This is a genomic window from Candidatus Woesebacteria bacterium, from assembly GCA_016700095.1.
Lineage (GTDB): Bacteria > Patescibacteriota > Microgenomatia > UBA8517 > UBA8517.
This window is the reverse complement of record CP065002.1, coordinates 31,454-43,622: the sequence shown is the minus strand read 5'-3', so window position 1 is coordinate 43,622 and position 12,169 is coordinate 31,454. Positions and strand designations below refer to the sequence as shown.

Here is a 12,169-nt window from a genome sequence, read left to right as displayed (position 1 = left end):
TTGTTTTACAGAATATTTATTTCACTACCAATTTTGACACCAAGTTTTTTGGCCGCACCCGGTTTTCGATTTTGTGTCGCCAGTTCAAGAAACCTGTGTTTTTTCCATCCCGAACTTCCAATGTATATCGCCGTGTCGCCATCTGGTACGTCTTTGAGATGTTTATAATATTTGAAAACTCCAATGCTTGTTTTGATTATACAAGGTGGAGTAGAGGAACAGAAATCTTGTGCTGTCAAGGTTAATTTAATGTTCCCAAAGGAATCGATACACCAAGCAGATTGGGGTATATCACTAATTGTTTTAATCGGTATTTTTTTGGAAGGAACATCAACTCCATCGCAAATCCACTTGGCGACCCTGGGTTGGAAATCAAAACTCCTAAATTGTGACTTGGAAATATGTTCGGCAAGCTGACGAGATACGAGCTGAGCTTTAACTAATTTCTTGAGTATTGTTGGAATATCGAGAATATTAATATTTTTTACCATGCCGAATTTTTTGACTAGCGACAGGTTGTAATCTTTGACTGTTGAGACAACTAACACATTTCCTATCCAAAAATAACAGAAACTTGAACCGTTTTCACCGTCGGTCTTGGTTCCGCGAGGCGCAACGTTTACTGCTAAAATACCGGGTTCATGCATGCTGGCGTCGAGAATGTCGATAATATTTCCGGCGGCTTCGATGGTTGAATTTTTACCCAAAGAACTGTCTACGCCGACAAACGACACATTGATCGAAGGGAAAAGAGCAGACCACCTTGTTGTTTGTCTGCTTTTGGCATTATCGTCTTTACAGTCGTTTATTAGGGTAATAAATTTCGGTTTCATTATGTGATTTAAAACACACAACTTTCATTGTTGATATATTCAACAAGTCTTCGTGTGTCTACTTGGGTAAACTGATATATTTGCTCAAAAAAAAACCTCCGTTCGGAGGTTTTTCCACTGATAAGACAAACCTCCTATGAGAAGTCTGCCATCATCATTGAAACAATTGTTATGCTCGGTACCATGTTCGCAGTTTACCAACAGATTGCAACATTATCAAGCCTTATGTTAATGTTTAACTGTGAAATTTCCACTTTCTTTTAACCCAATTGATTATCGAAGAACTGTTGTGATAATTGGAAAAATTCCAGATGCTAATTATGGTGGTGCAAATTCTGTGTATGAACTTTGGGAAAGAGAAACATCGAATGCAGAGTCCTTGAAAAAAAGTTTCAGATTTAATAAGTGGACTTTTCAGAAAGATGAAGTATTTCATAATCTAAACCACGACTTTGATAAGTTTGTCGACCATGAAAGTTCTAGTCATGAGGACAGAAAAAATGGCATACATCATGTTATTGGTATAAATGATCTTTCTCGGTGGAGTGGAAACGGAGTAATTCACTACTTATTTGCAGAAGCTCGGCCAAAAAAACTAATTGTGGTTGTTGAAGAAATCAATGTGAAAGAAATAAAACAGAGTATTACAGATAACATGTTTGCAAATTTAGGATGTTTAATTATCGGACATTTATCATTAGACGAGAGAGTGTACCTAAAGAATACTTTTGCTGGTGAAGACAAAAAACTAAACGACTTATTTGAACTTGGAGATGACGAATGGGCAATGTACTTTCCGTATGCGTATCATGAAAATGGTCGGGAAGGTTTGTATGTTTATAGTGGACTTTGTGAGAAATACCATCTGTAAGGCCATCTTTAATCCTAATGAAAATACTTCATTATTCTGATTGCACCTCAGCCGATTTTGCTAACTTATATAGTCAATGTGAGATTTTGGTTTCGACAGGAGACTTGACTCTTTTTGATTTTCCCGGACTTGAAGAGATGCATATCAAGAAACCTTCGTTTGGCGTATATGGAAACCACGACTCGGGTCGGTATTTTGACCAACTTGGAATTGTAAACCTACACAACAAAGTTGTTAATTTTGGAGGACTAAAATGGGGAGGATTCCAGGGGTGTTTAAAATACAAAAATTCTGGTCTCATGTATACAAAAGAGGAAGCTGCAAATTTTGCAGACACTTTTCCATATGTTGATATTTTGCTTCTTCATGCTGGGCCAAAAGGAATGCTGGATGACCCAAATGATCCAGTTCATATTGGGTCGGAAAATATTAGGCGATATGTCCTTGCGAAAAGACCAAAATATGTGTTTGTTGGACATCAATATTCGAATGCTGAGTCGGTGTATGAAGAAAGCAAACTGTATCGAACTTACGGAGCGAGGATCATTGAAATTGATATTTGATTTATCTTCGTGTAATTTTTTTAATTTTTTCAGACCACTTTGACGCCCACTCATCGGCCTCGACATATTTCAAAGCGTGTTTTATTCCCTTTTTGTCCATTGTTTGTTGAATTGAAGCGATTGTTGCCGAAGACACCTTTAAATTCTTTTTGATATTTGCATAACTTCTTCCCTTCTTTAGCCAATATGCGATGGCTAACCTTTTGGCAAACATTTCATATTCCGAATCTTTGAAAAAATCGCGCATGATTAATTCAGCTTCGTCGTTTCCCTTTATGTCAACAATCAATTGATTAAAAAGTGAATAAACTTGTTTTTGAAGAGAAAGATTTAACTTTTTATTAGACGTTCGCATTATACAAACGGCAGTTAGAATGAAAGATTCTTAATCGCAGTATATCAGCGTTTTTGGCGTCGTCAAGTGTTATCTTGACGGAAATTCATTTAATAATGGAAACCGTGTTAACAAGTAGATGAATTAAGAAAATTATGATTTCTGGATGTAACCAAAGAAATTATAAAGACGAAAGATTAAGACAATTCACAAGCATCACACTAAATTGCGATTGATTTTGAGTGTCGAGCAGGCAGCTAATTTACATATAATTCGTAGGTAATATATAGACCAGTTAGTAACAACAGGTTTAGTAAATTGCCTACCCCCAAATATCGAAGAACTAGAAAAACAACAATAATTGTTGAAATAAGGACACCTCGTTGAGTATTAATTAATAAAAATGAAATTGTGAAAAGTAAGCACAGAAATGTTAAAACAAAAAACAGGGGGATAGCTAAAATGGTATCGGGTTCAACCGAATAAACAAACGTTATCCACATAACCCATAAAATAATATTGATAAGCAATGAGGGAAAAAAATTTTTTCTTCTTCGTACTTTTTCAAATCTATCCGTTTTGTTGGTAAGTTTTTTTTGGTGTTTCACAAAAGTATTTGTATGTGCATTTTTAACCCTCACTCTTTTGAGAGGGTGTAAAAATATTAACGATCTCAAGTTAAGACGCGTTTTCTTTTTTGCTTTTTGTAAATTCATAAGTTTAAGTAAATGATATCATTTCAGGGAGATGATAGAATGAGTACACATGGATTTTGCTGCAGTAGCGTTGATATTAATTATCGGAGTGATTGGTTTTGTCGTTATTGGCATTTATCTTAATATTAGATTTTCCAATCTTAAAGAAACCCAGAAATTATCAGGTGACCTCCTTGAATATCTCAAAACGACAAATGTACGCCTTGATTTACAGAGCAAACAATTTTCCGAATCCATCCGCGATTCGTCAAATAATTTTAATTTGAGATTAGACAACGCAGCCAAAGTAATTGGAGAAGTGCAACGAAATCTTGGTGAGATGAGTGAGATAGGTCGCGGAATTAAAGAATTGCAGCAATTTCTTGCGAGCCCAAAACTAAGAGGTAATATTGGCGAGCAAGTTCTGAAAGATTTGATTGGTCAAATGTTTCCAAAGTCGACATTTTCTCTGCAATACACTTTCAAATCAGGGGAGAAAGTCGACGCGGCAATTAAAACCAGTGCCGGAATACTGCCAATCGATTCTAAGTTTCCAATGGAGAACTTTGCAAAACTGGCTTCGGCAGTAAAGGCAACAGAGCGTGAGGCATATACTAAATTATTCAGGAAAGATATAAAAAAACACATTGGCGATATCTCCAGAAAATATATATTACCTGAAGAAGGAACAATGGATTTTGCCCTTATGTATATTCCTTCGGAGGCTGTTTATTATGAAATGGTAAATGATGTTGGTTTAATGTCCGATGCTCAGCTGGCGAGGGTGTATCCCGTTTCTCCGACAACTTTGTATGCCCACTTACAAACTCTGCTTCTGTCGTTTGAAGGCCAAAAAATTGAAAATAAAGCTAGAGAAGTGTTTGCAATGCTACGAGCAATCCAGAAAGACTATTATAAAGTCGACGAGAATTTGTTTACTTTACAAAAACATGTGAATAACGCCCATGCGATGATGGGTAATGTTTTGACAGGCTATGCGCAATTAGGGCAAAAAATCTCAAACACTAAAGAGTTAAGTGTAGACGATGACAAGAATAAGCTGTTAGAACAAAAGAAACCGTAAATTTTATACCTCACTTATAACCCGTATCAAGAAATTGTGTTATTCTAACACTAATTTATGGACACTTACCAAAAACTAAATAACGAACAGCTTAAGTGTGTTAAGCACAACAAAGGTCCACTTATGGTGGTTGCGGGTGCAGGTACTGGGAAAACCACTGTGATTGTCGAGAGAATTAAATACTTAATTATGAATCGTGGTATCAATCCATCCGACATTCTTGCCCTTACGTTTACCGAAAAAGCAGCAAGTGAAATGGAGGAGAGGATTGATGTTGCCCTTTCGTTGGGTTATTCACAAATGTGGATTTCTACCTTTCATTCGTTCTGTGACCGCATACTTCGCCAGGAAGCGTTAGCGATTGGGCTTACTACGTCGTATGATCTTATGACAACTTCGGAAACGATGCGTTTTATAACCAAACATCTTTACGATTTTGATTTTAAGTATTACCGCCCACTCGGAAATCCAAACAAATTTATTAAAGGTTTGTGTCAGCATTTTAGTCGTCTTCAAGACGAGGACGTTACAGCTGATCAATATTGCGATTGGGTTAAAAGTAACGACAACAAAAAACATACCGAAGATGAACAAATCGAAGTAAAAAAGTGGAACGAGCTTTCAAATGCTTACAAAAAGTACTGCGATCTAAAAATACATGAAGGAAAAATGGACTTCGGTGATTTAATAACCAATACCTTGAAATTATTCAGAGTACGTCCAAATATCCTCATGAATTACCAAAAGAAATTTTCATATATTTTAGTTGATGAATATCAAGATACCAATATTGCCCAAAACGAATTGGTAAAGATGTTAGCAAACGACGACGAAAATATAACAGTAGTTCTTGACGATGATCAGTCGATTTATAGATTTCGAGGAGCGGCGGTATCAAACGCAATCCAGTTCAGGAACAGTTTTCCAAAAGTAAAAACAATTACCTTAATTAATAATTACAGATCAAGGCAAGAAATATTGGATAATGCTTACAATCTAATTCAATTCAACAACCCCGACCGATTGGAAGTAGTTGAAAAAATAAACAAGAAACTGATATCAAAAATTGCCGGTAAGGGGGAAGTAAAGTTCATTCACGAAGCAAACGCCGAAAACGAGGCGCGAGTAGTTGCTGATGAAATATTTAGAATGACTAGGGATGACTATCAATATAACGATGTTGCAATTCTCGTTCGCGCAAATGATCATGCCAGTAGTTTTATAAACGCGTTGGCAAGAAAAAATATTCCCTATCAGTTTTTAGGACCGGGGAAGCTTTTCTTGCAAAAAGAAATTCAAGAAATAATTGCGTACTTAAAAGTAGTAAATGACCCCGATGATTCCTTGTCACTTTTTAGGCTTATTGCTTCCGACTATTTTGCAATTAATGTCAGAGACTTGAAAAAAATAACAAGCTACGCCAGAAAGAAAAACAAATCACTTTTTGAGGTTTTGGAAGATGACCTACGAGATATAAGTATTACCAAAGGTAAATCTGGAATAACAAAAATTTACAAGTTACTTCAGCGCCATATTGAATTAAGTGAAAAAAGTACAGCGGGTAGTTTGGTTTATACATTGTTAGATGAAACCGGAATGTTAAAAAGACTTCTCGACCCAGATACACCGGATGTTGAGAAGATTACGAAAAACATCTCTAAATTTTTCGATAAGCTGAAAAACTTTGAAACAAAAACAGAAAACGCTAATGTTCAAAGTGTTGTCGAGTGGATTGACTTAATGATTGAGGAGGGTGAATCGCCTGCTGCCGCAGAAATTGATTGGATAAACAACAATGCTGTAAACATACTAACAATACATTCAAGCAAGGGATTGGAATTTCCATGTGTCTTTTTGGTAAATTTAGTATCACAACGATTCCCGACATCCGACAGGAAAGACCAGATTCCAATTCCGGATGGGCTTATTAAGGAAGTTGTATCCTCGGGTGATCACCATCTTCAAGAAGAAAGACGGCTTTGTTACGTGGGAGTAACAAGAGCACAAGAAAAACTCTATTTAACAGCGGCGGATTATTATGGAGAGGGAAAACGCACCAAAAGACTATCTCCGTTTATCTTTGAGACACTTGGAGACGAAGCTATCCGTAGTGAGGTGGAAAACTCCGTTCAATTATCGTTTGCCGATTACAAAAAAACCGACGACCGCAAGGTGGAGCAGGTAAATGAAAAACTCCACATTGATTATTTGTCCTATTCGCAGATTCAAACCTTCGAAATATGCCCTTTGCATTACAAGCTGAAATATTTATTAAATGTTCCAACTCCGAAAACTGCCCCGATTTCCTTTGGTGTTGCGATTCATCAGACGCTAAACGATATCTATAAACATGCGGTAAATGGTGTAAATGTTACCGATAAACTTGCTCAAGAATTTCTTGAAAAAAACTGGGTCAGCGAAGGATTTACCCACAAAATACACGAAGATTTATATAGAAAGAAGGGTAGGGCATACATACAAGACTATGTGTTAAAAAGCTTTCGTAAACAGAGTTTGCCGATTGCCGTTGAGCATTCTTTTCTGGTTAATCTGACAGATCCAAAACACAAGGGGAGAAGTCTAAAAATTGGCGGGAAAATCGACAGAATTGATAGATTACCGCAAGGTGTTTTGCGAATTGTTGATTATAAAACAAGCGAAGACGTACCAAGTCAACGCGAAGTAGACAAAAACGACCAGTTGACTTTTTATGCACTGGCCGCAAGTAAAATAAAAGAACCACCGTTTAATGTCACGGCAGAAAAAATCATACTTTGCCTGTATTACTTTGAAAACCAAAGCATGATAACGTCTGTAAGAGGTGCGGATCAGCTAAGTGATTTTGAAAACAAGATATTCAGGATAAGAGAAGATATCGAAAATTCGGATTTTTCTTGTTCTCATAGTTATATTTGCCAGAAAGATTGTGAATTCAGCAATTTTTGTTTATCGGATAAGTAAAAAGTCCCCAGAGATTATATTAAATTAATATTGTACGACGTAATAAGCTTACACTGATTCTTTAGTGTGTGGAAACGGGTGACAAAGTGGACCATGCCGGAGGTGGGGAAGAGGGGAAAGCTTTGAAAAATAATGTGACACCGGTATTACTGTTTCAAGTTCCTGTGGTTGATTAATTCAGTTACTTAATTATAGGATATATCTAACTATATCAACACAATTATTGTGCGACGTATATATTATTTGATGTTTGTGGATAACTCGGGCAACAATAAACGCATCGCGTGAAAGAATAATATATACATATCGTGAAAACAATTAACAATCTTTGTTTGTGAAACTTGTGTTTCGACTTATTTAACATTAATACAATAATTAATATGCCAACTTAAGTTGCACTAAGAAATTATTTTCCTTTTTAAATTTTAAGCAGCTATCCTAATTACCACTGACCTCTCCCCTTCTATTTTGATTAGGGTTGGTAATTGCAATATTAAAAAGTAGGCCTGGAGATCTTGGCTTTATTTCTAAGAAAAAACCACCTAGTCTGATCGATGAGTTTATAGGTGGAATAAAGTTTGCTGGTAACGAGGTCCCATGTGCCAATAAATCTAACAATTTCGGGCTTATAACCTTCCTTGAACTTTGTAAACCCCTTACCGGGCTCTCGCCCCCAAAGATCAAAAGTTTTTAAGTTGTTTTTTTGTCCATACCTTATTGCTTCCCACATCATGAGATTGTTGGCCATGATATTTTTGTGCTTGAAGGTCGACGCTCCGTACGGATAATAAAGAAAATCTTTCCAAACAAAAACGATCCACGTTGTTATGATTTCTCCTCGGTATTTGGCTGTTAATAGTCTTGCTATTGGGTTAACGGACATTGAGGTGTGTAAATGTTCCCACATGAGTCTGTGATATTTTTCTGAATGAGCATAAAACTTTTGACGTTCTACCGTTTCTTTTGTTAATTTAAGATATTTCTCAAAAGCCTTGCCGGAGTTATCCTCAACAACTTCTACGCCGTTTTTTTGAGCAAGACGAATATTGTAGCGAGTCTTAGATTCAAATGATTTCATTACATCGTCTTCATTTCTTGTTAAATCTATCCAGAAGGTGGTGGGAGTAAAAAGCGTCTTGCCCTGTCTGGCGTTTGATTTTTTTAACAATATTTCGCTATTTTTGTTATGCCTGATATTTGGTTCAAGCTTAATAAATATATAATTGTTTTCCTTGGCGATTTTTTTAAGTGTGTCTAACTGAGACTGGTTTGGTTTAGGACCTTTGATAAAGGTAGCAACTTTGTAATTTGTTTTTGGAATTTTATGTAGCATTAGCTGACCAAAAGGAAGCCTGACAACCTCGTTGCCCCACTCTTTTCTAAACTCCCCCCATTCCCACGATTGCAAAGGGTGAGTAGCGACTTTGTTTATTTCTGATTTGTTTGGGGTCATAAGTTATTATACCTTAGGAGCCTTGGAAGTGTTGATGGAGCAAATCAGTATCAACAGATTTCATATAGGCGTTAGTGTTTAGTTATCGGAATCCTTTAGTGTGTAAGTGGATGTACTGCGGTGATGGCAAACTGGTTAATTTTTGTTTAATGTCCGAATCAGCAGTTAAGGTAAAGCCTTTGTATTAATATTTGTTACCAATGAAGAAGCTTGCTGGAAATGCTTTATTTGACCCGAACAACCTAGTTATGGATTGGTCACATCTTGTGTTTAAGAACGTTAGAAGTTTTGCGATGGATCAAAGGATCTGTCAATGAAAGATGTGTCCACTGAGCTTTCAATTAACTCTTCGGGAATGTCAATAATAAATCTGGACGGAGGATTTGAAGTTCTTAGGCCAAAGTAAAGCCTGCGGTTTGCAAAGGTAAGGTAAAGAGTGTTCATGGCACGTGTTATACCCACATAGGCAAGTCTTCGTTCTTCTTCCAATTCGTTTATATCCCACAAGCTTCTGGAATGAGGAAAGAGCCCTTCTTCCATGCCGACCATAAAAACAACCGGATATTCTAGACCCTTGGCGGCATGCAGGGTCATAAGTGTAACCCTGCCTTCAGCCTCACCCAGTATTGAGTCGATTGTGTTTTTACTTTTTTGTTCAGCTTCAACCAGGCTTACGTTTTCCAGAAAATCCGAAAGAACTGGAAATTCACTAGCTACACTTCGCAACTCTTTGATATTCTCCAGTCTTTGGAGATTCTCCTCCGAATCTCTTTTAAACTTCTCAAGATAGTTTATACTTGCGATTAATCCATCCATAATTTCAATGGTCGTTAGTGAAGTAATTTTTTTTGCTATACTGCTTGTGAAATTGTCAAAACTCTTGAGGCGATTTTTACCCAATTTTTCGATTCTTTTTCGAGAGACCGTGTCCTTGTCGTTTATTAACAGTCTCAAATATCCGATAATGTCTTTGACTTCACGGCGATCATAGAAATTTGTTCCCCCCACTAGGGTATATGGTACGCCTGCATGTAGAAGAGCTTCCTCGAGTACGCGTGATTGCGCATTTGTTCTATACAAAATTGCATAATCACTTAATGTACTTTGTTTGTTTAGTTTAGTCAGTTTTTGGATTTCGTCGACAACAAACTGTGCCTCATCCAAACCGTTTCCTGCTCTATACAATTTAATTTTTTCACCCTTTCCTTTTTCAGTCCAAAGTTCCAAAACTGGATGGCTCTGATTTTTTTTAATAATCGAATTAGCTGCGCTTAATATGTTTTCGGTTGATCGGTAGTTTCTCTCAAGGTTGATTACTTTTATGCCCGGATAATCATCCATTAAATAATTAATATTTTTGTAATCGGCTCCGCGCCAGGAATAGATAGATTGGCTGGCGTCTCCAACTGCAGTTATATTATTTCCCTTTCCGACAAGAAGTTTGGTGAGATTGTATTGAATTTTATTGGTGTCTTGCCATTCATCAACTAGAATGTGAGTCAATTGTTTTTGCCATTTGTCCCTTGTCGGCAGATCTTCCTTGAGAAGCCGTACTCCGTTTAACAACAAATCGTCAAAATCCAATGCTCCGATTTCTTTAAGCATTTTTTCATATTCCAAGTACACCTTAAAAACAACTTCCTGGAATTCACCTCTTACTATCTCGGAGTAAGCAAGGGGTGTTAACATTTGGCTCTTGGCATCGGAAATCTGATGCGCAATTGAAGCTGGCTTGTATGAATCGTCGGAGATGTCCAATTTGTCAAGAACTTCTCGAATTGCGTCTTTGCGGTCGGTTTCATCGTAGATGATAAATTGCGAGGGTATGCCGATCTTTACACCGTCGGTGCGCAGTAGTCGCACGCAAAATGAATGAAAAGTACCCGCGAAAGAAGGGGCATTGTTTGTAAGCTTGTCTATTCTGTCTTTCATTTCACCTGCTGCTTTGTTGGTAAAAGTAAGCAGTAAAATATTTTGCGGTTTGGCAATTTTATTTTCTACAAACCATGCTGCTCGATGAGTCAATACTCGTGTTTTACCACTACCTGCACCAGCCAAAATAAGTAAAGGTCCGCCGCTAAATACAACCGCCTCTTGTTGTTTGGTATTTAAATTTTCAAGTAACTTGTTTGCCATCGCTTTACACTTTACAATTAGTAGCGACTTAATACAAAGAGCACTTCCGCAAGTGTTTATTATTCTAACATGGACAACACACCGCATAGCCAAACAATTGACAAGACACCGTTGCCACTTGGTAAACAAACCAAAAGAAAAAACAGGTTTATTATTAAACTAAAAAGAAAGCTTTTTAAGCATGTTTGGGTTATCAGGACGTCACTTGTTCTTGGATTTATAGCGCTAGTATATCTGGTCGTTTTATTTATAGGATTAATTTTAAAAACGACAGGGGCCGACTTTTATTTGTCATTAGCGTCCGATTTTATATTTGCTCCAGTCGAAAAGATGCAAAGCAATGACTCCAAAACAAACATATTGATTTTAGGGAAAGGTGGTGAAGGTCATGAAGCGCCGGAGCTGACTGACACGATGATGTTTGTCTCCGTGAACCACACTCGATCAAAAATTGTTATGATATCACTACCAAGAGATATTTGGATACCTGAGTTAAGAGCTAAGTTAAATAGTGCTTACTATTGGGGAAACAAAAAACAAGCCGGCGGAGGAATTGTACTAGCCGAGTCGGCTGTAGAAGAGGTATTGGGGCAACCGGTTCATTATAGCGTGGTTGTTGATTTCACGGTGTTTGAAAAAATAATCGATGAAATTGGTGGAATAGAGGTTGATGTCAAAAATGCTTTTGTTGACAACAAATATCCGATAAAAGGTAGGGAGAACGACGATTGTAACGGAGACGTAAGTTTAATGTGCAGGTATGAAACCATCGTCTTTGAAAAGGGTGTTAAACACATGGATGGCGCCTTAGCTCTCAAGTATGTACGCTCAAGAAATGCCGATGGAGATGAGGGTACTGATTTTGCACGCAGTCTACGTCAACAAGCGATAATAAAAAGCATAGAAGAAAAGGTATTAAGCAAAGAAATATTGCTGTCACCAAAAAAAATTCGTTCACTTATCGACATAGTCACATACCACACGCAGACCACCCTGGATCCAAGTGCACTTGCAATATTGGCACGACGAATATACGAAGCACAAGATGATATGTCGACAAATGTAATTCCGGAAGATCTATTGATTAACCCTCAAATTAGTCCTGATTACGATAATCTATATGTATTTACACCACGTATCATTACCGAGGATGGTAAATTTGTTTGGAATGAAGTTCATACATGGGCAGATTGTCAAATAAATGAGAATTGTAATTTAACACATAACTGGTGAAATAAG

General features: G+C 37.1%; 10 protein-coding genes. 5 read left to right on the top strand and 5 right to left on the bottom strand.

The window, feature by feature from the left end:
• Positions 1-5: 5 nt before the first annotated feature.
• Complete coding sequence (locus IPM62_00185) at positions 6-833, bottom strand: hypothetical protein (protein QQS39025.1); 828 nt, start codon at positions 831-833, stop codon at positions 6-8.
• Positions 834-1,074: 241 nt separating this feature from the next.
• Here IPM62_00185 and IPM62_00180 point away from each other — a divergent pair, with 241 nt between their 5' ends.
• Together IPM62_00180 and IPM62_00175 are read left to right on the top strand one after the other, a co-directional pair.
• Positions 1,075-1,704: a hypothetical protein gene (locus tag IPM62_00180; protein QQS39024.1), complete on the top strand. Its 630-nt coding sequence runs from the start codon at positions 1,075-1,077 to the stop codon at positions 1,702-1,704.
• A gap of 17 nt (positions 1,705-1,721) precedes the next feature.
• Positions 1,722-2,267, top strand: coding sequence for a hypothetical protein (locus IPM62_00175; protein QQS39023.1), 546 nt, complete (start codon positions 1,722-1,724; stop codon positions 2,265-2,267).
• A gap of 1 nt (position 2,268) precedes the next feature.
• Here IPM62_00175 and IPM62_00170 read toward each other — a convergent pair whose 3' ends face one another.
• Together IPM62_00170 and IPM62_00165 are read right to left on the bottom strand one after the other, a co-directional pair.
• The gene (locus tag IPM62_00170; protein ID QQS39022.1) at positions 2,269-2,622 is read right to left on the bottom strand and encodes a hypothetical protein; all 354 of its coding nucleotides are present in this window, start codon (positions 2,620-2,622) and stop codon (positions 2,269-2,271) included.
• A gap of 236 nt (positions 2,623-2,858) precedes the next feature.
• A complete protein-coding gene (locus IPM62_00165; GenBank protein ID QQS39021.1) occupies positions 2,859-3,317 on the bottom strand; it encodes a hypothetical protein in 459 nt (152 codons plus the stop codon).
• Positions 3,318-3,366: 49 nt separating this feature from the next.
• On the opposite strand from IPM62_00165, the gene IPM62_00160 reads away from it, so the two are divergent.
• Positions 3,367-4,380, top strand: coding sequence for a DNA recombination protein RmuC (locus IPM62_00160; protein QQS39020.1), 1,014 nt, complete (start codon positions 3,367-3,369; stop codon positions 4,378-4,380).
• A gap of 57 nt (positions 4,381-4,437) precedes the next feature.
• A complete protein-coding gene (locus IPM62_00155) occupies positions 4,438-7,341 on the top strand; it encodes a UvrD-helicase domain-containing protein (protein QQS39019.1) in 2,904 nt (967 codons plus the stop codon).
• A gap of 493 nt (positions 7,342-7,834) precedes the next feature.
• On the opposite strand, the gene IPM62_00150 is transcribed toward IPM62_00155, so the two are convergent.
• Both IPM62_00150 and IPM62_00145 read right to left on the bottom strand, forming a co-directional pair.
• Positions 7,835-8,794, bottom strand: coding sequence for a peptidoglycan bridge formation glycyltransferase FemA/FemB family protein (locus tag IPM62_00150; protein QQS39018.1), 960 nt, complete (start codon positions 8,792-8,794; stop codon positions 7,835-7,837).
• A gap of 279 nt (positions 8,795-9,073) precedes the next feature.
• A complete protein-coding gene (locus IPM62_00145) occupies positions 9,074-10,930 on the bottom strand; it encodes a UvrD-helicase domain-containing protein (GenBank protein QQS39017.1) in 1,857 nt (618 codons plus the stop codon).
• 69 nt (positions 10,931-10,999) lie between these two features.
• Between IPM62_00145 and IPM62_00140 the strand changes: the two genes are divergently transcribed.
• Positions 11,000-12,163: an LCP family protein gene (locus IPM62_00140; GenBank protein ID QQS39016.1), complete on the top strand. Its 1,164-nt coding sequence runs from the start codon at positions 11,000-11,002 to the stop codon at positions 12,161-12,163.
• Positions 12,164-12,169 lie beyond the last annotated feature (6 nt).

Coding starts and splice junctions, on each gene's coding strand:
- IPM62_00185 (QQS39025.1), bottom strand. CDS start 833: ATGAAACCGAAATTTATTACCCTAATAAACGACTGTAAAGACGATAAT.
- IPM62_00175 (QQS39023.1), top strand. CDS start 1,722: ATGAAAATACTTCATTATTCTGATTGCACCTCAGCCGATTTTGCTAAC.
- IPM62_00170 (QQS39022.1), bottom strand. CDS start 2,622: ATGCGAACGTCTAATAAAAAGTTAAATCTTTCTCTTCAAAAACAAGTT.
- IPM62_00165 (QQS39021.1), bottom strand. CDS start 3,317: ATGAATTTACAAAAAGCAAAAAAGAAAACGCGTCTTAACTTGAGATCG.
- IPM62_00160 (QQS39020.1), top strand. CDS start 3,367: ATGGATTTTGCTGCAGTAGCGTTGATATTAATTATCGGAGTGATTGGT.
- IPM62_00155 (QQS39019.1), top strand. CDS start 4,438: ATGGACACTTACCAAAAACTAAATAACGAACAGCTTAAGTGTGTTAAG.
- IPM62_00150 (QQS39018.1), bottom strand. CDS start 8,794: ATGACCCCAAACAAATCAGAAATAAACAAAGTCGCTACTCACCCTTTG.
- IPM62_00145 (QQS39017.1), bottom strand. CDS start 10,930: ATGGCAAACAAGTTACTTGAAAATTTAAATACCAAACAACAAGAGGCG.
- IPM62_00140 (QQS39016.1), top strand. CDS start 11,000: ATGGACAACACACCGCATAGCCAAACAATTGACAAGACACCGTTGCCA.